Genomic DNA, 20,480 nt, shown 5'->3' with positions numbered 1-20,480 from the left:
AGGAAAAGGGGGGAACGGATCGCGCAATGAAGCATTGCGCGATCCGTAGAGCGTTTTGCTAATGAAATTAGCTAAACGCTCTGGCAGGGCGAAGCCATGCCCGCCGCTCCGGCGCAGGCGAAATTTACTTTCGCCGTGAAGCGCCGGAGCGAGCGTTTTAAAAGCAATATGCTTTAGGGAAGTCCATGGAATTTTCAGGAGGCCCTATTTCACCTGCAGGGCCGGCTCATAGGGCCAATCCTCCTCGCGCAGCAGGGCCGCGAAGATTTGTCCCTTGCTCACGCTCTGTCCGGTCCGGGGCGCAAGGTTGAAAACCAGGCGCAGCCAGGGCTTGCGCACGCCCTGGGGCAGAAAGCGGGGGCCCAGGCGCGCGCCCAGAGCGAGATCCTCGCCCGTTGCGGTCCAGGATGCGCCCGGCACGGCTGACCATGCGCCGTCGCTGCTGTCGGCTTCCTCCAGGGTCAGGCTCAGCGTCTGAACCTGTTCGGGCGAAAACGCTTCGGTGACGGACACGCGCATGGGCATGGGCTCCATGCGGCCGGGAATTTTCAGGGCGGTGAGCGCCACGGCCGAGCCCTGGGCGTCGGAAGTCAGCGGACCTTCAAAAAAAACGGCATTGCGGTCGATAATGGCCATGAGAACTCCTGTGGGAGGAAAAATGTCTTTTGGGGGCTGTCCCGCAAGAGCTTGCCGTGCCTTCCGGCAGCTCCTGCGGGCGTCTTTTTAAAATTCCATTGCGCTACACGGCGTCTTCTGTGGAGAGGATCGCGTCACACTGGCGCACGGGCCGCCCGTGCAGCACGGGCACGGCCTTGGCGTCGAAAAATTCGCCGTACTGCAACTGCACATTGCCCGCATCGGAATTTTGCAGCTCCAACGCCGTGAGCACATCGGCATTGGCGTACCACACGGCTTTTTGCCGCAAGTGCTGGGGCATGCGGTTCTTGGCTTCAATGGTCAGCTTCTGCAGATCGATGAAGCCGCTCTGGCCCTTGCGCTTGTTCAGATCCTTGACCGCCAGGTTGGCTATGCGCACCACGGCCCGCCAGTCGCGCACGGCCAGCCCGCAGCGCCAGTTGTATTTGTCGCCCACGACCTGATATTTGCGGCCGTCCGGATCCTGGGTCATGTAGGTGTGCAAATCCTCGTGCGAAAGGCCGCCGGTGCTGTTTTTGGGATAGATGCCGTGCACGGCCTGGGCCCCCCAGGCCACCAGCCAGAGCGAGGCGCAGGCGCCCTCCTCGCGTCCGCCCGCATCCAGGACGTTCTGGGCGTCCTGGGCCGGGTAACGCATGGCCAGCCCGTTGAATTCATCGGGATTCAGATTGCTGTCGCCGTAAAAGAGCGTGGAGGCGACCTTCTGGCGCATGGCCTCGGCAAAGGCCACGCCCTCGCTCATGCGGAAGGATTTGTCCCGGCCGCCGTAAAGGCGCAGCTCTTCCACGTCCAGCTCCATGATCGCTTCCAGAATGCCGCAGCCTTCCTTGACCTGGCTCCATTGCGACTTGGAGGGCGGCGTGCCCTGGTAAAGACGCCGCCAGTACACTTCGGGCAGGCCCGTGCGGATACGCGTCAGATGCCCGTCGGACTGGTTGGCCTCCATCCAGAGCACATCATCCATGATGTCGTTGGTTTTGTTCATCAGCTCAATGATCTGCCCGGCTTTGCTGCCGCGGTAGAACTGTTCCATTTCAGCCAGGGAAACCACGAAACCAAGGGAATTGGACATGCATATCCTCTTTTGGGTTATAAATGTTCCGCGCTTGTACCGGGGATGAGATGCGCCAATCAGGCCGGATCCGCATTGCCCGAAGACCAGCCCGCATACATGCGCTCCTCAAGCGGCGGCATGCCGCCGTCCGGCAGACCCTGAGCCGGGCTGTCCTCCATGAGGGCGTCGGCCACGCGGTTGAAAAAACGAACTATGGCCGGATGGTTGCCGTAGCCGCTTTCTTCCAGCAGGCGGCCGATGCTTTTGTCCTGATCAAAACGATCCAGGGCCAGTTGGGCGCGGGCCACGGACGCAGCCAGATTTTCGCCGCCCAGCTCCGGATCCTGGGCCACTTCCTGCCGCCACCGGCTGACCTGCTCCTGCCATTGCAACTGCTGCGCGGCCTGTTGCTCGCGCAGCAGCGCGGCGACCTGCGCGTCCGGCTCCTGCGCCGGGCTTTGCGCAGAACCCTGACCGGCGGAAAAGCGCGCGCCGTCGGACGCAAGCGGGGCGACGGGGCCCTTGTTTTCCGCCATATCCGCAGGCGCGGCCGTTTCCGTGCCCGGAGTGGTGTAAAGCGTTTCAGATTCCATCGTCGTCCTCCCTGGTTTGGATCAGTCTGGGCAGATGGCCGGGGTCGGCGTCCTGCGCCAGACGCAGAAGTTGCATGCCCACAAAGCGGCGGCCTTCGGCAAAAAACAGGTGGTGAGCTGCGCTTGCGCCGTCAAAAGCGGCAGGCTCCAGGGCGCAGAAGCATTGGCTGAGTTGCAGCAGCCAGCGCAGCAGCAGGCGGCCGTCGGCGCTCTCCATAAGCATGTCCACGGCCGCGCGCAGACGGCGATGGCACAAGTCAGCGCGTTGCCGGGCCTGATCGTTTCGTGCATCCGCCTGCTCATACGGGGCGAAAACATCCATCAGCGAGCCTCCGGGATTCCTGTTGCGTGGCAAAGCGGCGCAGCCGCGCCGGCAGGGCGCGCGCCGGGGCTGCCCGCGTCGCTCGTCTGCAATTGCGGCCCGGCGGCCTGGCCTTGCGCGGCCTGCCCAAGCAGGCCCAGCAGGCCGTCCAGCACGCTGCCGCCCTTGCCTTCCGCATCTCCGCCCAGCGGGCTTCGGGCCAGGCCCTGGACCAGTTCCACGGCTTCCCGGGCCTGTTTGAGCAGGGATTCGGCTCTGGTGGCCTCGGCTCTGGCTTCCCGGCGCTGTTGGCGCTCCTCCGGCGGGCGGGTCAGGCTCACGGGCAGGCCCAGACTGTCGGCGTAGGTATCCAGCAGGTGATCCACATTCAGACTGTCCAGGGCTTCGGGCCAGGCCGCGGAGGCCTTGAGGGTCAGAGCCAGATACTGATCCGCCGCGCTCACGCCCACCAGCTTCTGGGCCTGGGCCAGCAGGGAGACGAATTCCACCTTGAGATGGCGTCCGGCCAACTCCGGGGGACAGGGCGGCAGCATGTCCAGCCCGCGCATCAGGGCAAAAGTGCGGTCGATCAGCGGGATGAACAGCTCGTCGTGCAGGCGCTCCAGCACCGGGCCGATGAGCACCAGTTTTTCCTCTTCTCGGGCCGCGATCTCGCTGGCCGTGACCCTGGAGCGGCCTTCCAGAATCAGCTTGAAGAGATCATTGTACAGGCCGGCGCGGATCTGATTCTGCACGGCCTCCATGGCCTGCCGGGCTGTGGCCAGATCCGGCTTGATCTGGAGCAGGGGCGTGGCCGCCTGCGGACTCTGGCCGGGCAGGTTTTCCACATAGTTGATGCCGCCGGGCGTGAGATCCAGACCCACGGACCTGAGCCCGGCCGCCACGCTCATGGGCGGGTCCACGGCCTTGTGGATGGCCTTGAGCGTGGTGATGCCCATTTGTTGCAGCATGCGGCAGTCGGGCAGGGCGTCCATGGCCGGGGAGCGGCCGTACACGTCGCCACCGGCCACATCCCAGCGCGGCCCGAAACCGGGAAAGGCCGTAAAGCCCGACTCGCGCAACGCATGCTGCCCGCCCTCGCGACCCTCCAGCCAGTGCACCGAGGCCACGGGCATGTGCTCTGCCGTGAGCAGGGCCGGATTGCGAGCCGCGCGGGGATAGACCGCCTGGATCACCAGATGGCGCTCGTCGGGATTGCGCCGGGCCGACTGGCGCAGGCCTTCGGGCAGGGCGCGCGCGCCGAAAGCCTCCACGATCTGGCGCAGACTCATGGACGAGCGGCGGAAAACCGTGTCCACCCGGCCGTGGACATTGCAGTCCAGCGCGTATTCGCCGGCGCAAAGCGGCACAAAGCGGAAGCCCCAGCGCGGATCGGCCAGTTCAAAGGCAAAAGCCGTGCCGAAGGTGCCGAGTTCCGCGTAGAGCGTGTGCATGGCGTTGTAGAAATTGGAACGCTGAAAAACCACCCTCATGCGCGAGGCTACCTCATCCAGCCAGACCTGGCCGCTGCGGCTCTTGGCCAGATCCGCGTCATCCAGGGAAAGTCGGAACCAGGGCCGCGCCGGGCTGGTCATGCCGCCCTGCAACCCGGCGGCCAGGGTGCGCATGGCCAGAATGCCCGTGGCATCCACCAGATTCCGGTTGAGCATGGGGCTTTCCGCCGCATCCTCTTCGTGAGGATGCAGACGGCAGCGCGTGGGCAGAAAGTGATCCGCCAGGCTCTGCCAGGCCGTATCCCAAGGGGCGCGGCGGCGCAGCAGGGCCCGGTAACGGCGGGCCAGCTCGCGCACATCGGCCCGGATCGGGGGCGTGTCGCCCCAGGCGGGCGTTGCCCCGGCTGCGGGGAGGCCCTGCCTGCTGCCCTCCGGGGGCGTGACGCGGCCCGTAAGCCGGGAGTTTGCATGGCGCGTCATGGCTCATTGTCCCAACAGGGTTTTGCGGCTGTTATCCGCGCGGCCCAGCGGGCTGGTGTAGATGGAGCCGCGGATGCCCGCGGCCTTGGCCGCCTTGTCCCGCTGCGCCTGACGGGCCGCAGTGGCCGCCTCGGTGACGGGCTTCTGAATTTCCTGCTTGGGCGCGGGCGCGGGCGCGGGAATGGCGGGTGTGCTGACGCCTCCTCCTCCGAATCCCATGATGACCTCCTTTTGTGTTGGAGCCATTTCATTTTGAAAATGCTCTGGATAATCTCAACGCTACTCCGCTCTACTGCCGCCGCTGGCAAGGCTCGTGGCGCTTGCCAGCGACCGGGGCGTGCAGAGAACGAGTACGCCGTCCACATGGTTTTGTTTGCGGGCATAAAAGCAGGCCTTGGGCAAGCGCCCCAGAACGTTGAAGCCCGCGGCCTCTGCCAGACGCCAGGCATGGCGGTTGGGCGCGGGGCAGAGCCCCATGATGCCCGCGCAGTCCTGCCGGTCGAAAATCCAGGCAAAGGCTTGCCGGGCCATGAGCGGAGCCAGATGCGCCGACTCGCGGAAGGCCGTGAAGTCGAATTGCCAGATTTTTCCCAGCCAGGGCGAAAACAGGCCGCAGGCCAGCAGCCGCCCCTGCGCATCCTCGCAGCGCAGGAGCAGGCCCTTTTCCGGGGCCGTGACGCGCCGCCAGTCTTCCAGGCCGGGCTCGGCAAAGGCATACATGGCACAGGGCAGCAAGCCTTCCGCCCGCATGCGTGCATAGGGCTCGTCGATCTGGGCCTGGGTGCGGGCCGGGCGGTACATGAAGCGCATGAAAGCCTCCTTGGAGCAGGCCGGCAGGCATTTCGGCCCCGGCGCACAATGGGAGCGCCGGCTTTGTGTGCCAAAAACGCAGCGCCTGTTGTTTTTCAAAAGGTTGGGCAACTGCCCGTCAGTTTCCGAACAGGTCATAACGCACGCGGGCCTTGCGCGGGCCGCCCCCGGCAGGATCCTGCGGGCGGAAGCCGGTGACCGCGTAGCGCAGGGCGTCGGCCGCGTGGCTTGCCCAGTCGTGCAGCGGGCCGGAGCTGAAACTTTCCTGACGCGGCCGCCACAGCCGCCGGTAGGCGCGCAGGGCCTTGAGACCGGCGGCGCAGTGCCGGGCGTCAAACCAGAACCGGGGCAGGGCGTTGCGCGTGGCGTCAATGCCGTCGGCCAGGGGCAGGGCCGGGGCCAGGCTGAAACGGATGCCCAGGCGGGCCGCGCTCTCCAGGCGGCTCTGGCCCGTGCCCAGCTCGCGCACCCGGATGTCCTGCGGGGCCAGGTGCAGGCCATAACAGAAACCGCGGCCGCTACTGCCGTCTTCCGCCCTGGCGCCGGGCGGCAGGGCCTTTTGCCGCAGAATGCGGGCATAATGGGCCAGCCCCTCGCCCGATGCCTCGTAATAGTCCAGTATCCTCCAGTTGCCCGATGGCTCCACCTGGAAAAACCAGATGGCCGTCGCGTCATCCATGCCCAGATCCCAGGCCGTGTGCACCGGAAGATCCGGGGTGTGAGGCAGCGGGGCGATCCGCCCCTCCTTTTCGGCAATGTCCAGCAGGGGGGCGTAATAGGCCCCGCGCAGGGCGGCCGCGAAGGAACATTCAAACTCCTGTTGGTACTCGGCTTCGCTCATGGTTCGGCGCGCGGCAGCCAGCTCCGCCTCAGGCAGATAGCCGGTCTGCGAAGCCGGGAAGCAAAAGCGCGACCATTGCCCGGCCTCAGCCGCGCCCGGCCCGTTGTGCGAAACGTCGGACGATTCGGGCGCGGCCTGCTGCCAGACATCATAGAGCAGATTGTCCACGCCGTGCGGAGTGCCGCAAAACAGCGCCCGGCCCTGGCGGTCGGCCAGCATGGGGCGCAGAACCCGGCTCCAGACTTCCCGCGGCATGTCCGCGGGTTCGTCCAGAACCAGATCATCCAGATACAGGCCGCGCAGCGCCTCGGCGTTTTCCGTGCCCAGCAAACGGATGCGCGCGCCGTTGGGCAAGATGCAGGAAAGCTCGTTTTCCAGAAAGCGCGTGCCCGGCACGGCTCCGGCAAAGCGTTTGCAGTAGTCCCAGGCCACGGCCTTGGCCTGCCCCAGAAAAGGCGCGGCATAGGCGGCCCGCCAGTCCTCTCCGCCCCGGCGCAGAGCCTCACGGATCAAATCATTGATTGCCGCCACGGTCTTGCCGAAACGGCGATGGCAGAGCAGGACGCAAAAACGGGTGCGTTGCTCGTGAAAGCGCCACTGCAACGGGCGCGGGCAATAGGGAATGACATGGGGCATGGCTTCAGTTCCGGGGCGCCTGGTCAGTGGTTTCAGTTGCGGAGCCGCGCGGAGCCGCGCTCGCGGAAAGCGGGGAAGCGGCAAGGCGGCCGGGGCCTGAAGCGGAAGATCCCTGCTGCTCCGGGCCGCCCCAGACCACTACCAGACGCTGGGCGGCCGCGGTCTCCGGCTCGCGGATGGAGCGCAAGAGGGCGTGCAATTCTTTTATTTCCTTGACGATCTCTACGCTTTTTTCCGCGATTTCCGCCACATCCAGGGTCTGCGCGAGCAGAGTAAGGCGCTTTTCCAGACTTTCCAGAAGAGCCTTGCGGCTTATGGCGCGCCGGGGGGCCATCAGCGCGCGCCTCCGCTTGCGCAGACCGGGGGCGGCAGCAGCCTCAGCCGGTCTTCCTGCCGATCCAGGCCGTGCTCCAGACGTTCCAAAAGGCGGTCCAGACCGGAGATGCGCGCGTTCAGGGTTTGCATTTCACCGCGCAGCGCGGCCAGCTCGCTGTGCAGATCCGCAAGTTCCGTGCTGTCCGGCGACTGGCGCAGGTGCTCCTCCAGGGCGGTCAGGCGGCGGGCCGTGGCAGACTCGCGCCGGGCCTCGCGCTGGAGGTGGAGCAGATACTCGTCGCCGCGCACAAAGGCGCGCCGCAGGCTCCAGAGCGCCCAGGCAAACAGGCCCTGGACGATCAGGATCAAAAGCGACGCGCCCGGAGAAGTGAAAATGTCGTGAGCCATGAGAAACCTCTATGTGATGATTGGTGCAGAACGCTCTTTTTTCCGAAGCGGGTTGTCCGTTCCCGGCAGGCACGGCAAGCGGCGCGCCGTGCCGGATGACGCAGCCGGGGAACGGAAAGGCGCGTCAGAAGCCCAGGCCGAGCATGCCCAGCAGCAGCGCCATGATCTGATCCAGGGCAGAAGGCGGCAGATCCTTGCCCCAGTCCGGAAAAAATACAGGGATCACAATCAGCCGCCCCACCACCTCCCAGCCGAAAAGCAGGCTCAGCATCCACCCCAGAAAGGAGCGCCAGAGCCGCAAAAAGCTGCGCGGCGCGCCGGAAACCTCAGCCTCGTTGATCCGGCTTTGCGCGTCGTTCTGGCGGTTGCGATCCGGGAGCGCTTTGCGCACGCCGCCCACGAGGCCGCCCAGCAGTTTCCCCAGCAATGTCCACATGACCTTGCCTCCTCTTTTTTTCGGCAGCGCGTTGCCGCGGCGGGGCAGGCTGTCGAGCGATTCTCAGTTTTCCCGCTCCAGTTCCGCCAGATAGTGCGCCAGAGCCTTGACCCGATTGCGCCAGCCCGTGAGAAAAACTTTCATGGAGGGCCGACGGGCCGCCAGATCGCGGTAAAAGGCATCGCGCAGGCGCAGGGTCTGGCGGGCTGCAAAGAATTCCAGACCGGCTTCCTGCAGGGCTTCGGCCAGCTCGCCGGTGCGCGGGCCCATAATCCCGTCCTCGGCGATGGGCGTGTACTGATCGAGCTGGGCGTCCCCCGTGGTGTTCATGGCCCGTTGCAACTGGCGCACGGCGCGCGCGGGGCCCATGTTCACCGCGCCGTCATAGAGGATTACGGCCAGCGGCAGGGGCAGGTTGCGGCAGTCGAGCTTGTCCCAGAAATGTTTTTTGAACAGCGCGGCTGCCTGGGCTTTGGTACAGGCCCGGATATCGTCGGCGTCCAGGTCGCCGTCCATATCCAGATCCAGGCTGTAGTAGCCGCAGTCGGACGTGCTCCGGGCGGCGCAGCCGTCGCAGGCGCGGGCCAGACGGCGACATTCCTCGCGAGCCTGGCGGGCCAGATCCTGCACCCAGCGCAGGGAGACGCCGTATTTGGTGATGCCGCCGGGATCAGCGGGATGGTCGGAAAGGCAGCCCTCCCAGCGCGCGGTGAAGGCATGGGCCAGTTGAAAGGCAGTGGACATGGCAGACTCCTGAACAAGGGTTTGTCCGCGCCAATCAGGCGCGTGTGCAAACCATGCCAAAAAGTTTGTTCCGCGTAAGACTGAAAGGTTTCAGTAACGTCAAATCCTTACAGGCCGCGGGTCAGCGCGTCCGAGCCGGGGCAACTTCCCTGAAAAAATAAAAAAAAGGCCCGCGATCTCGCGGGCTTAAAAAATTCCGGGGCATGGTTTTTCTTGAGATTGACAGGGATTACAGAGGGTTGTCGGTATCGTCGGGAGCGCTCAGGGCTGCGGAGTCCCCCAAACGGTACAGCACGCGTGCAGTGGACGGGGCCGAAGCCTCCTTTTTGAGAATCTGCCAGATACGGCGATCAGACATGCCGTGGCGCTGGGCCAACGCGGCCACGGCGGCGGTGCTGCTTGTGCCGTGCGAGGTGTTCCTGCTGAATGTTTCAATGATTTCGCGCTGGCGCAGCCGTCCCAGCAGTGCGTTGCAACGCGGCACATAGATGCTGGTGCCCCCGAAAGCGGCCATGAGCTTGCGCAGGCAGCGCAGGCCCAGACGACGGCGCAGGGGATGGCTGCGATCGCCGGGAACCGTCCGGGGAATGCGCAGACTGCGGCCGCCATAGCAGTGCAGCACGCGCCAAAGTTCGGGCACGTCCTTCAGAGCTTCCCAGAGCTGGCGCGCGTTCTCCGGCAGCTGATCCAGAATTTCCAGCCAGCGGCGTTCCTCCTCAGAGAGTCGCAAGGCATGACCCCAGGCGCCGCGATCCCGCGCCCGCGCCGGACGACCCGCGCGGGCCGCGGACTCACTGGCGCACATGGGCCACCTCAGAGGCACGGCAGGCAAAGGCAGGCGCGCCGGTCGGGCCCGTGCCCTGCCGCGCGGCAGCCGGTGCGGCAATGTCGCGTTTGTCAAGCAGTTGGGCCAGCAGCCGCAAATGATTGCTCACCAGCCGCAGCACAGGCCGTTGGGAGGCGCGGATACCGGGCTGAAGGCTCTCCAGCACAGCGCTCAGGTTTTGGATTTCATCATGCAGTTCCGACATGTCGCACCCCTTTTCAGAAATTTTTCGTTCGCTTGAATCGTTTGCTTGTAAAATATAAATTATGTATTTTTTATACAAGAAAAATTTTTAAAATCGAAGAAAAATTTTATCATACTGAAATAATAGATAATATATGAAAAGAAAGCGCGATTTCCCCCCATTTTTCCGGGAACAGGCGCAAAAAGCCTCAAAAAAAGGCGCAGTTGCATGGGTTCTATTGCCTTCTGAAAAAAAACAGGCTATTTTTATATAAAGAATTCTTGCAGGAATAAACATTTTTCCGGTGCGTACAGGGGAAACCGGTAATCTGTCCTGAAGATTTTCACATAACATTATTGAATTATTGAGTTAAATATGGGAGTGCCATGACCATAGCCCCATTGAACCCTTTCGGCTTGCAGAAAGAATTCGCCGCACGCTTGCGCCGCCGCCGGATCCACCTTGGTTTGAGCAAGCAGGAACTGGCGGCCCGGGTGGGCGTGAGCCTGACTACTATCCAGCAATATGAGAACCGGCAATTGCCCAAGGGCGAATATGCGGTGCGTCTTGCCGAGGCGCTTCGCTGCACGCTGGACTGGCTGCTGGCCGGCAAGGGCGATGCGGACGGCGATGCGCCGGATACGGCGGAGGCTCGCCTGGTAATGGTGCCCCTGGTGGAGGCCCGGCTTTCGGCAGGCACGGGCAGCTTTGAAACCAGCGGCGAGGTATTGCGGCATTACGCCTTTCGCTGGGATTTTCTGCACCGCAAGGGTAATCCGGCCTGGATGGCGCTTTTGCGGGTGTCCGGGGACAGTATGCAGCCCCGTATCCTGCACAATGACGTGGTGCTCATCGATCAGGCGCAGCGCGAGCCTGCCCCCGGGCGGATCTATGCCGTGGGCGTAGAGGATATGGTCTATCTGAAGATCGTCAATGCCGTGCCGGGCAAGCTGATTCTGAGCAGCGTCAACCCGGCTTACGCGCCCATTGAAGCGGAAACCGGCGAACAGCTTGCGGATCTGGTACGGATTATCGGGCGGGCGGTGTGGGTCGGCCGTGAGCTGGACTAGAGCAGATTACCTTTGACTTTTTATGAAAGTCAAAGGTGGCATTCAGGCGAAAAACGCGGTTTTCGCCTGAATGTACGCCGCGTTGCGGCGGCTGCCGCTTTCGCGTCAGCAGAGCATTTTCAAAGAGAAAATGCTCTAAGGCCTGCCCACAGTCGGCTCGTCAGAGCAGTTGGCGGAGTTTCTTTCATAACCCGCCTCGCGGGCGATGGACGGGCATCACCTGGCTGAAAGCCCCGGTTTTTCGCGGCCCTGCCGCCGGAGCAACGGAGCCGGAAGGGCCGGCCCACAGGTTACTTTTTCAGACTGGCCGGGGAGGATGCAGGCGCGCTCTCCGGGGCAATGCCATCGGCCTGGGCAAGATTGCGGTTCCAGGCGCGGATGGCCGCCCCCTGCGAGACCGACCACTGCTGGGACGTCTGGCCGCAAGCGCAGACCACGCGCCATACTTCCTGCCGCCGTCCGGGCGGCAACAGGGATTCCAGATGGACATTGGCGCCCCCGCAGACAAGGCAGGGCCGGATGGTATGCGGATCAAGCTCTTTCATGTGCCGCAGCATAGCAGCTTTGCCCATGCTCCACAAGCGCCGCGGAATTGCGGATCTCCGATACAGGCTCACGCTTTGCTGCCATCTTTTGCGCCATACTTTGACCGGAACGCACTCCGTTGACAGGGATCAGCCGCAGGCAGGCTTGAAAAGCGCGGGAGGCCGGTATGCGTTCTTTGTTTTCTTTCATTCTGGCGGCCATGCTGGCCTTGCCCGCGGGCGCAGCGCCGCTGGAGGCCGCAGAGGCCCGCACGCCCGGGCAGGGCTGCCGCATACGAGGCGTCTGCCCTGCCCTTGCATGAGTCAGGCATTGAAACCTTGTGCAATATTTGCGAAAGTATATGGGCCGGCAACGGAAACAGAGCGTGCAACCGTTGCCGCAAGGCCGGCCGTGTGATCCGTTTCGGCTGATCCCGGCGACAGTGATGGCGCGCATCCCCGTGCGGGCTTGCGACAATTGTCGCGTGACGCGACACTGCGTCGAAAAGACCGGCTCAAACAGGATGTGCGTGATCGGATTCGGCAATCCGGCTCGTTTCGGCCATAACTTTACCCATTCCTGATTCAGGAGGATACTATGCGTTATCTGCTTTCTTTCTTGTTTGCGCTTCTGCTGGCAGTGCCCGCGCAGGCGGCTTTTGAAGGTCCCGGCGGTGGTGCGGGCGGCTTCCAGGGGCCCACGTCCGGCGTGCAGGCCGACACCGTGAAAAAGGCTTTGGACGCCTCGGACGACACTCCGGTGATGCTGACCGGCAATATTACGGAGCGACAGGCCGGCAGCGACGACAAATATCTTTTCAAGGACAGCACAGGCCAGGTTGTCGTGGATATTGACCACAAGGTTTTCGCGGGCCGCACTGTGACCCCGCAGACCCGCGTGCGCCTTTCCGGCAAGGTGGACAAGGATCTGATGGGGCCCACCGAGGTTGACGTGAAGATCCTGGAAGTCCTGCAGTAAACGGCAGAAACGGCGGCCGGCGCAACCTCCCGGCCGCCGCCTGACGGCTCCGCCCAGTCGCCTGACCAGGGCCGTGCAGAGCCGTGGCCCGCATGATTTGCTGAAGTCCGGGGCCGCGCGGCCGATCTGGCTTGCGGCCCGCAGTCCCGAGGCTCTTGAACGCGTGTCCCCGGAGCGGGCGTTTCAAAAGCAATATGCTCCAGACGCGTCAGCCCTGATCTTTCGGGTGATCTTTCTCCCATATCAAGGAGAATCCAATGATGGCATTGGCCCGAAAAGGCACGGGCGGCCGTTTCCGTAACTATATCTGGCCGGGATTGATCCTCCTGGCGCTCGTCCTGATCTGGCGGATATTTTTTGCCGGGGGGGATGAGCGCCCCAGGATGGGCATGGAGGCCCCGCCGGTGCGCGTGGCCACGGCAGTGGCCCAGGATGTGCCGCATTTTCTCAATGGCCTGGGCACTGTGGTCCCTTCCAGCGACGTGCTGGTCACCAGTCGGGTGGACGGGCAGTTGATTCGCCTGCATTTCCGGGAAGGCCAGCGCGTGCGGGCCGGGGATCTGCTGGCCGAGATCGATCCCCGCCCCTTCCAGGCCGCTCTGGATGAGGCCCAGGGCAATCTGACCAGGGATCAGGCCCAGTTGGACAATGCCCGGCAGGATCTGGCGCGTTACGCCAGGCTGGCCAGGGGCGCCTTTATCGCGGCCCAGCAGTATGAGACCCAGCGCGCCCTGGTGCGTCAGTACGAAGGCACGGTGGAGGCGGACAAGGCGGCTGTGGATTCGGCGCGCCTGCAACTGGAATACAGCCGGATCACCGCGCCTGTGGGCGGCCGCCTGGGCCTGCGCCATGTGGACGAGGGCAATCAGATCAAGAGCTCGGACAGCGAGGGGCTGGTGCGGATCACTGAAGTCAGCCCCTGCAATGTGCTTTTTACCCTGCCCGAAAGCCAGGTGCCCCTGGTGGCCAGGGCCCTGGCCCAACGCGAGCGGGAGCCGGCGCTGCCGCCTTTGCCGGTGCAGGCCTGGGATCGGGAGCAGAAGCATTTGCTGGCCGTGGGCACGCTGATCTCTCTGGATAACCAGATTGACGCGGCCACAGGCACGGTCAGGCTGAAAGCCCTGTTTCCCAACAGGGACGGCGCGCTTTATCCCAACCAGTTCGTCAACGCCCGGCTCCTGGCGCAAACGCTCAAAAACGCGGTGACTGTTCCCGCTTCGGCGGTGCAGCTCGGCTCGCGCGGTTCCTACGTCTATGTGGTGAGCAGGAATGAGGCAGGGGAGGACGTGGCCCAGGTGCGGGAAGTGACGCCGGGCATCGGCACGGACGCCCTGACCGTCATCGACAAGGGGCTCAGGCCCGGCGAAGTGGTGGTGGTGGACGGCCTGGACCGTCTGCGCGACGGGATTGCGGTCAGGGTGGCGGCGAGCGTGGCAACGCCCAGGGCGGAGGCTGCGGAGTGATCCGGCTGTGCGCCGTGGGCAGGGTTGTGGCCCTGATGCGTGGAGGGGATTTTTTTGCCCCGCGGGCGCAGGGCATGAAAAAAATGACAGTGACGCCACACGCCCGGCCTTCTTTTGCGCGGGCAGGGTATAGAGCATGAACCTCTCCCGCATCTTTATTCTCCGCCCCATTGCCACCTCTCTGCTCATGGCGGCGCTGTTGCTCTCCGGGCTTTTGGCCTACCGCTCCCTGCCCGTCTCCGCCCTGCCGCAGATTGATTATCCCACCATCCAGGTCCAGACCCTGTACCCCGGCGCGTCGCCGGACGTGATCGCGGCCGTGGTCACGGCGCCGCTGGAGCGCCAGTTCGGGATCATGCCGGGACTTGTGCAGATGAGTTCCCTGTCGTCGGCCGGGGCCTCGGTGATCACCCTCCAGTTCGACCTTTCCGTGCCTTTGGACGTGGCCGAGCAGGAGGTGCAGGCGGCCATCAACGCGGCGGACAATCTGCTGCCCAGGGATCTGCCCAATCCGCCGGTCTACAACAAGGTCAACCCGGCCGACCCGCCCATTGTCACCCTGGCCGTGACCAGCGATGCCATGCCCCTGACCCGCCTGGAAGATCTGGTGGACACGCGCATGGCCCAGAAGATCTCACAACTGCCGGGCGTGGGTCTGGTCACCCTGTCCGGCGGGCAGCGCCCGGCGGTGCGCGTGCAGGTCAACCCCAAGGCCCTGGCCAACGCGGGCCTGACCCTGGCCGACGTGCGCTCGGCCATCGGCGCGGCCAACGTCAACGACGCCAAGGGCAGCTTTGACGGGCCGGAGCGGGCCAGCAGCATTGACGCCAACGATCAGCTGGCCTCGGCTCAAGAGTATGCCCAAACCATCATCGGCTACAAGGACGGCGCGCCCCTGCGCCTCAAGGACGTGGCCGACGTGCTGGAAGGCGCGGAAAACGCGCGCCTGGCCGCCTATGTGGCCTCAAAAGGCGAAAACGGCAAAAACGGCCTGCCCTTTCAGCCGGCCATTGTGCTCTCGGTGCAGCGCCAGCCAGGGGCCAATGTGATCAGCGTGGCCGACAGCGTGATCCGTCTTTTGCCCGTATTGCAGCAGACCCTGCCCGGCAGCGTGGCCGTGCGCGTGGTCACGGATCGCACCACCACCATTCGCGCCACGGTGCACGACGTGCAACTGGAATTGCTTCTGGCCGTGGCCCTGGTGATCTGGGTGATCTGGATTTTTCTGCGCAACGCGCAGGCCACCATCATCCCGGCTCTGGCCGTGCCCCTCTCTCTGGTGGGCGCTCTGGGCATTATGTATCTGGCGGGCTATTCCCTGAACAATCTGACGCTCATGGCCCTGGTCATTGCCACCGGCTTTGTGGTGGACGACGCCATTGTGGTCATCGAAAACATTTCCCGTTACCTGGAGCAGGGCGAAAAGCCGCTTCAGGCCGCGCTCAGGGGCGCGGGCCAGATCGGCTTCACGATCATCTCCCTGACCGTTTCCCTGGTGGCCGTGCTGATCCCCCTGCTGTTCATGGGCGACGTGGTGGGGCGGCTCTTCCGCGAATTTGCCGTGACCCTGGCCGTGACCATATTGATCTCGGCCGTGATTTCCCTGACGCTCACGCCCATGCTCTGCGCGGTCATGCTCCGGCCCGGGCGCGCGACCCGAAAGAAGGAGGCCGGCCGCTTTTTCAACCGCCTGATCCTCTGGTACGAGCGCAAACTGGATTGGGTTCTTGAGCATCAGACCCTGACCATCGGGGTGGCCGCGGGCGCCCTGGCGCTCACCCTGCTGCTGTATCTGGCGGTTCCCAAAGGCTTTTTCCCGGTGCAGGACACGGGCGTGATCCAGGGCATTCTGGAAGCGCCGCAGGATACCTCCTTTGCGGCCATGGCAGGCCGCCAGCGCGAGCTTTCCAGGTTGATCCTCGAAGATCCGGCCGTGGAGAGCGTGGTTTTTTTTGTGGGCGTGGACGGAGTCAATCAGAGCCTGGGGACCTCGCGCCTGACAGTGGAGCTCAAGCCCCTGTCCGAACGCGACGCCCGCGCTCCGGCCATTGCCCGGCGGCTCATGGCGCGGGCCGATGCCCTGCCCGGGCTCACGCTTTACATGCAGCCCGTGCAGGATCTGACCATTGAGGACCGCGTTTCCCGCACCCAGTACCAGTTCACGGTGGAAGCCCTGAGCCGGGAACAGCTTGCCGAATGGATCCCGCGCATCGTCAGTGCCCTGGCCGCGCGCCCGGAGCTGGCCCATGTGACCAGCGATTTGCAGACCCCCGGGCGCATGGCCTATCTGCATATCAACCGCGACGCCGCCGGGCGGCTTGGCATCAGCATGTCGGATATCGACAATGCCTTGTATGACGCTCTGGGGCAGCGCCTGATCTCCACCATCTTTACGCAGACAAACCAATACAAGGTGGTGCTGGAAGTGGCCCCGCGCTTCCGCCTGGGCCCGGCTGCCGTTGAAAACATCTATGTCAGGGGCGGCGACGGCAAGCCCGTGCCCCTGACCAGCGTCGCCACGGTGGAGGAACGCCCGGCCCGGCTTTCCCTGGCGCGCCAGGGCCAGTTTCCGGTGGCCACCATTTCCTTCAATGTGGCCTCCGGCTCCTCGTTGGGCGCGGCGGTCAGGGCCGTGCAGGCCACGGAGGCGGATCTCAAGCTGCCCCCGGCCCTGCGGACCCGCTTTCAGGGCGCGGCCCAGGCTTTTCTCTCTTCCACGGACAATCAGGTCTGGCTGATTCTGGCGGCTGTGGTGACCATGTACATTGTGCTGGGCGTGCTCTATGAGAGCTATATCCATCCCCTGACCATCCTTTCCACCCTGCCCTCGGCCGGCGTCGGGGCTCTGCTGGCCCTGATGCTGGCCCGCATGGAACTGGGCGTGGTGGGCATCATCGGCATCATTCTGCTGATCGGCATCGTCAAAAAGAATGCGATCATGATGATCGACTTTGCTCTGGAGGCCGAGCGGCAGGAGGGCAAGCCGCCCCTGGCCGCCATCCGTCAGGCCTGCCTGCTGCGGCTGCGGCCCATTTTGATGACCACTCTGGCCGCTCTGCTCGGAGCCCTGCCCCTGATGATCGGCTGGGGCATGGGCGCGGAACTGCGGCGGCCCCTGGGCGTGACCATGGTGGGCGGCCTGATTGTGAGCCAGGTGCTGACGCTTTTCACCACGCCGGTGATCTATCTCTGGTTTGACCGCGCCAGCCGCGGGCTGCGCCGCCGGCGCGCGCCGGCCGGGCCCGAAGCCCCGGCGCAGGGGGAGGGCGCATGAGCCCGACGCCTGAACCGCCGCGCGCGCCTCAAACGTCCGGCCAGGAGCAAGGGCAGGAGCCCCGGCGACGCGGCAGAGACGCGGCCAAAGGCGGCCGCCGCCGCTTTGGCCCGGAATTTCTGCCCCTGAACATCTCCGCGCCTTTTATCCGGAGGCCCGTGGCCACCACGCTGCTGACCATCGCCATTGCCCTTGCCGGCCTGGTGGCTTTTGGTCTGTTGCCCGTGGCGCCGCTGCCGGAAGTGGATTTTCCCGTGGTGGTGGTGCGCGCGCGTATGCCCGGAGCCAGCCCGGAAACCATGGCCGCCACTGTGGCCACGCCCCTGGAACGGGCCCTGGGGCGCATAGCCGGGGTCACGGAAATGACCTCTTCCAGCAGTCTGGGCTCCAGCAATGTCATTCTGCAATTCGATCTGGATCGCAACATCGACGGCGCGGCCCGCGACGTGCAGGCGGCCATCAACGCCGCGCGATCCACCTTGCCGACCATGCCTTCCAATCCCTCCTACCGCAAAGTCAATCCCGCGGGCGCGCCGATCATGATCCTTTCGATCACTTCGGATGTGCTGACCCGCGCCCAGTTGTACGATGCGGCTTCCACGGTGCTGGCCCAGAAAATCTCCCAGATTCCGGGCGTGGGCGAGGTGACTGTGGGCGGCGGAGCCCTGCCCGCGGTGCGCGTGCAGGTCATTCCTGACGCCCTGAACCGCGCCGGGGTGAGCATGGAGGATGTGCGCCAGGCGCTTGCCTCGGCCAATGCCTTTCTGCCCAAGGGCATGCTGGAAAACGAGAATTCCTTCTGGCTCGTGGGGGCCAGCGATCAGTTGCGCAAGGCTGAGGACTACAAGCCGCTGATTGTGGCCCGGAACGAGGGCGGAACCATCCGCCTTGCGGACGTGGCCAGGGTTGAGGATTCTTCGCAGGACGTGCGCAACATGGCTGTCGCCAATGGCAGGCCCGCAATTCTGCTTATTGTGTTCCGCTCGCCCGGCGCCAACATCATTGAGACCGTGGACCGGGTCAAGGCCATGCTGCCGCAGTTGCGCTCCTGGCTGCCGGAGAGCGCGGATCTGGGCTTGCGCATGGATCGTTCCCTGACCATCCGCGCCTCGCTGAAAGAGGTGGAAAAAAGCCTCCTCCTGTCCATGGCCCTGGTGGTGCTGGTGACCTTTCTCTTTCTGCGCAACGGCCGGGCCACCAGCATCCCGGCGGTGGCCGCGCCCGTCTCGCTGATCGCCACCTTCGGGGTCATGTACCTCTGCGGCTACAGCCTGGACAATCTCTCGCTCATGGCCCTGACCGTCTCCACCGGCTTTGTGGTGGACGACGCCATTGTCGTGCTGGAAAACATCGTGCGCCGCCTGGAAATGGGCGAAAGCCCGCTGCGCGCGGCCTTGCGCGGAGCCCGCGAAGTGGGCTTTACGGTGGTGTCCATTTCCCTTTCGCTGGTGGCGGTGTTCACGCCCATTTTATTCATGGGCGGCATTGTGGGCCGCCTGTTCCGCGAATTTTCCGTGGTGCTGACCACTGCGGTGCTGGTTTCCATGCTGGTCTCCCTGAGTACCACGCCCATGATGTGCGCGCAGTTGCTGCGGCCCGTGGATGAGCGGCCTGCCCGCCGCAAGCAGGGCCTGCCGCAAAGCCGCAAGGGATTTTTCCGCCTTTTGCGGCACTGGAGCGCGCGCCTGGGCGAGGCCTGGGGGGAAATGCTGGCAGGCATGCAGCGCGGCTACGCCAAAAGTCTGGCCGTGGTGCTGCGTCACCCGCGTTTGACCATGTTTTCGCTCTTTCTGGTCATTGCGGGTAATGTCTGGCTGTATATCGTGGCGCCCAAGGGCTTTTTTCCACAGCAGGATACGGGCGTGATCATGGGCGGCATCCGGGCGGATCAGAGCGCCTCCTTTCAGGCCATGCAGGTCAAGCTGGAAAAACTGGTCAACGTGATCCGCGCGGATCCGGCTGTGGAACAGGTCTCGGCGCATGTTTCCGGCGGCCGGGGCGGCGGCGGGGTGTTCATCTCGCTCAAGCCTCTGGAGGAGCGCGGGATCGGCGCGCAGGCCGTGATCGGCCGTTTGCGCGGCAGGCTGGCCTCGGAACCGGGCTTGCAGATCTTTTTGCAGCCTGCCCAGGACATTATGATGGGCGGACGCGGCTCGCGCTCCCAGTATCAATATACGCTTCAGGCCGACAATCTGGACGAGCTGCGCGCCTGGGGGCGCAGATTGCAGCGGGCCCTGGCCGGCCAGCCGCTTTTCAGGGACGTGGACAGCGACATTGAGGAACGCGGCCTGCAAACCATGATCACGGTCAACCGCGACGCCCTGGCCCGGTTGGGCCTGACCATGCGGGACGTGGACGCGGCCCTGAACAATGCTTTCGGCCAGCGCCAGGTTTCCACCATCTATGAGGACAAGAACCAATACCGCGTGGTGCTGGAATACGGCCCGGACTGGCTGGAAGGCGCGCAGGCCCTGGAAAAAGTGTATCTGCCCGGCAAGGACGGCCTTGTGCCGCTGCTCAGCGCGGCCACGGTGGGCCCGGCCTTTGCGCCGCTCTCCGTGGCGCATCAGGGCCAGTTCGCGGCCGTGACCATTTCTTTCAATTTGAAGCAGGGCGCCGCGCTTTCACAGGCCCAGGCGGCCATTGCCGAAACGCGGGTCAGAATCGGCATGCCAGCCACCATTGTGGGCAGCTTTCAGGGCACGGCCAGGCTGTACAGCGACACCATGAGCAGCCAGATCATCCTGATCCTGGCCGCCCTGGCCGCGCTCTACATTGTACTCGGCGTGCTCTACGAAAGCCTGATCCATCCCCTGACCATCCTTTCCACGCTGCCTTCGGCCGGGGGCGGGGCGCTGCTCTCCCTGATGCTCTTCAGGATGGAGTTCAGCGTCATTGCGCTGATCGGCGTGCTTCTGCTGGCCGGCATCGTCAAAAAGAACGCGATCATGATGATCGACTTTGCCCTGGAGGCCTCGCGCATGCGGCATCTGCCGCCGGACAAGGCCATTTACGAGGCCTGCCTGCTCCGCTTCAGGCCGATAATGATGACCACGGCCGCGGCCATTCTCGGAGCCGTGCCTCTGGCGATCGGGCAGGGCGACGGCGCGGAGATCCGCCAGCCGCTCGGCATCACCATTGTGGGCGGCCTGCTGGTCAGCCAGTTGCTGACCCTCTATACCACGCCGGTGGTCTATCTTTGTCTGGATCGCGCGCGCCTGCGCGCCCGGCGCTTCTGGTGGCGGCTGCGCTATGGCCGCGCCAGGGCCGGGCGTTTGGCGATCCTCAGCCGCAGAAGCTGAACCTAGTGTTGCGTCAAGCTACAAGTGTCGGGTAAAGTCGTTTTAACTTTATCCTGGCTTGATCAGTTGTAAATTGCCAATTAATCTTGGAGCCAAGATTATTTCTTTGTGCCTGCCAACAATCCACTT

At 64.4% G+C, this 20,480-nt stretch carries 21 protein-coding genes; 6 read left to right on the top strand and 15 right to left on the bottom strand.

Going from position 1 to position 20,480, the window contains the following annotated elements; translation table 11 throughout:
• Positions 1-204 precede the first annotated feature (204 nt).
• The 14 genes from G7Y51_RS10455 to G7Y51_RS10395 all read right to left on the bottom strand — a co-directional run bounded on the left by G7Y51_RS10455 (position 205) and on the right by G7Y51_RS10395 (position 9,760).
• Positions 205-636, bottom strand: coding sequence for a hypothetical protein (locus G7Y51_RS10455; protein ID WP_165177235.1), 432 nt, complete (start codon positions 634-636; stop codon positions 205-207).
• Between the two features lie 103 nt (positions 637-739).
• On the bottom strand, positions 740-1,729 hold the full coding sequence (locus G7Y51_RS10450) for a major capsid protein (RefSeq protein ID WP_165177233.1): 990 nt from the start codon (positions 1,727-1,729) through the stop codon (positions 740-742).
• A 59-nt stretch (positions 1,730-1,788) separates the two neighbouring features.
• Complete coding sequence (locus G7Y51_RS10445) at positions 1,789-2,304, bottom strand: hypothetical protein (RefSeq protein WP_165177230.1); 516 nt, start codon at positions 2,302-2,304, stop codon at positions 1,789-1,791.
• Positions 2,294-2,626, bottom strand: coding sequence for a hypothetical protein (locus G7Y51_RS10440; RefSeq protein ID WP_165177227.1), 333 nt, complete (start codon positions 2,624-2,626; stop codon positions 2,294-2,296). Before G7Y51_RS10440 ends, G7Y51_RS10445 begins: the two co-directional genes overlap by 11 nt.
• On the bottom strand, positions 2,626-4,539 hold the full coding sequence (locus G7Y51_RS10435; RefSeq protein WP_241160219.1) for a portal protein: 1,914 nt from the start codon (positions 4,537-4,539) through the stop codon (positions 2,626-2,628). The genes G7Y51_RS10440 and G7Y51_RS10435 overlap by 1 nt, the downstream gene beginning before the upstream one ends.
• A gap of 3 nt (positions 4,540-4,542) precedes the next feature.
• Entirely contained in the window at positions 4,543-4,758 is a 216-nt protein-coding gene (locus G7Y51_RS13780) for a hypothetical protein (protein ID WP_241160218.1), read from the bottom strand.
• A 60-nt stretch (positions 4,759-4,818) separates the two neighbouring features.
• Complete coding sequence (locus G7Y51_RS10430; RefSeq protein WP_241160217.1) at positions 4,819-5,349, bottom strand: hypothetical protein; 531 nt, start codon at positions 5,347-5,349, stop codon at positions 4,819-4,821.
• Positions 5,350-5,467: 118 nt separating this feature from the next.
• Complete coding sequence (locus G7Y51_RS10425; RefSeq protein ID WP_165177224.1) at positions 5,468-6,826, bottom strand: terminase family protein; 1,359 nt, start codon at positions 6,824-6,826, stop codon at positions 5,468-5,470.
• Positions 6,827-6,830: 4 nt separating this feature from the next.
• Positions 6,831-7,160: a hypothetical protein gene (locus G7Y51_RS10420; RefSeq protein ID WP_165177222.1), complete on the bottom strand. Its 330-nt coding sequence runs from the start codon at positions 7,158-7,160 to the stop codon at positions 6,831-6,833.
• A complete protein-coding gene (locus G7Y51_RS10415; RefSeq protein WP_165177220.1) occupies positions 7,160-7,549 on the bottom strand; it encodes a DUF2730 family protein in 390 nt (129 codons plus the stop codon). The genes G7Y51_RS10420 and G7Y51_RS10415 overlap by 1 nt, the downstream gene beginning before the upstream one ends.
• 124 nt (positions 7,550-7,673) lie before the next feature.
• Positions 7,674-7,985 carry a hypothetical protein gene (locus G7Y51_RS10410; protein WP_165177218.1) on the bottom strand — a complete coding sequence of 104 codons (312 nt, stop codon included), beginning with the start codon at positions 7,983-7,985 and terminating at the stop codon, positions 7,674-7,676.
• 63 nt (positions 7,986-8,048) lie between these two features.
• Positions 8,049-8,729: a glycosyl hydrolase 108 family protein gene (locus G7Y51_RS10405; RefSeq protein ID WP_165177216.1), complete on the bottom strand. Its 681-nt coding sequence runs from the start codon at positions 8,727-8,729 to the stop codon at positions 8,049-8,051.
• A 229-nt stretch (positions 8,730-8,958) separates the two neighbouring features.
• Positions 8,959-9,534 (bottom strand): Mor transcription activator family protein, encoded by a 576-nt coding sequence (locus G7Y51_RS10400; RefSeq protein WP_165071138.1) that lies wholly within the window; start codon positions 9,532-9,534, stop codon positions 8,959-8,961.
• Complete coding sequence (locus G7Y51_RS10395) at positions 9,521-9,760, bottom strand: hypothetical protein (protein WP_165071140.1); 240 nt, start codon at positions 9,758-9,760, stop codon at positions 9,521-9,523. Before G7Y51_RS10395 ends, G7Y51_RS10400 begins: the two co-directional genes overlap by 14 nt.
• 365 nt (positions 9,761-10,125) lie before the next feature.
• Here G7Y51_RS10395 and G7Y51_RS10390 point away from each other — a divergent pair, with 365 nt between their 5' ends.
• Entirely contained in the window at positions 10,126-10,809 is a 684-nt protein-coding gene (locus tag G7Y51_RS10390) for a helix-turn-helix transcriptional regulator (protein WP_165177214.1), read from the top strand.
• 290 nt (positions 10,810-11,099) lie between these two features.
• On the opposite strand, the gene G7Y51_RS10385 is transcribed toward G7Y51_RS10390, so the two are convergent.
• Complete coding sequence (locus G7Y51_RS10385; protein ID WP_241160216.1) at positions 11,100-11,381, bottom strand: Lar family restriction alleviation protein; 282 nt, start codon at positions 11,379-11,381, stop codon at positions 11,100-11,102.
• A 140-nt stretch (positions 11,382-11,521) separates the two neighbouring features.
• On the opposite strand from G7Y51_RS10385, the gene G7Y51_RS13900 reads away from it, so the two are divergent.
• From G7Y51_RS13900 to G7Y51_RS10365, 5 genes are all read left to right on the top strand, one after another.
• Positions 11,522-11,656, top strand: coding sequence for a hypothetical protein (locus G7Y51_RS13900; protein ID WP_277424691.1), 135 nt, complete (start codon positions 11,522-11,524; stop codon positions 11,654-11,656).
• A 275-nt stretch (positions 11,657-11,931) separates the two neighbouring features.
• Positions 11,932-12,312 carry a NirD/YgiW/YdeI family stress tolerance protein gene (locus tag G7Y51_RS10380; protein ID WP_165177212.1) on the top strand — a complete coding sequence of 127 codons (381 nt, stop codon included), beginning with the start codon at positions 11,932-11,934 and terminating at the stop codon, positions 12,310-12,312.
• A 257-nt stretch (positions 12,313-12,569) separates the two neighbouring features.
• The gene (locus tag G7Y51_RS10375) at positions 12,570-13,775 is read left to right on the top strand and encodes an MdtA/MuxA family multidrug efflux RND transporter periplasmic adaptor subunit (protein ID WP_165177210.1); all 1,206 of its coding nucleotides are present in this window, start codon (positions 12,570-12,572) and stop codon (positions 13,773-13,775) included.
• Positions 13,776-13,911: 136 nt separating this feature from the next.
• Positions 13,912-17,049 (top strand): MdtB/MuxB family multidrug efflux RND transporter permease subunit, encoded by a 3,138-nt coding sequence (locus tag G7Y51_RS10370; RefSeq protein ID WP_165177208.1) that lies wholly within the window; start codon positions 13,912-13,914, stop codon positions 17,047-17,049.
• Positions 17,046-20,351 (top strand): efflux RND transporter permease subunit, encoded by a 3,306-nt coding sequence (locus tag G7Y51_RS10365; RefSeq protein ID WP_277424690.1) that lies wholly within the window; start codon positions 17,046-17,048, stop codon positions 20,349-20,351. Before G7Y51_RS10370 ends, G7Y51_RS10365 begins: the two co-directional genes overlap by 4 nt.
• Positions 20,352-20,480: the final 129 nt, after the last annotated feature.

The sequence above is a fragment of the Desulfovibrio sp. ZJ369 genome, assembly GCF_011039085.1.
Lineage (GTDB): Bacteria > Desulfobacterota > Desulfovibrionia > Desulfovibrionales > Desulfovibrionaceae > Desulfovibrio.
The sequence above is the reverse complement of the archived record's forward strand: the minus strand, read 5'-3'. Positions and strand labels throughout refer to the sequence as shown.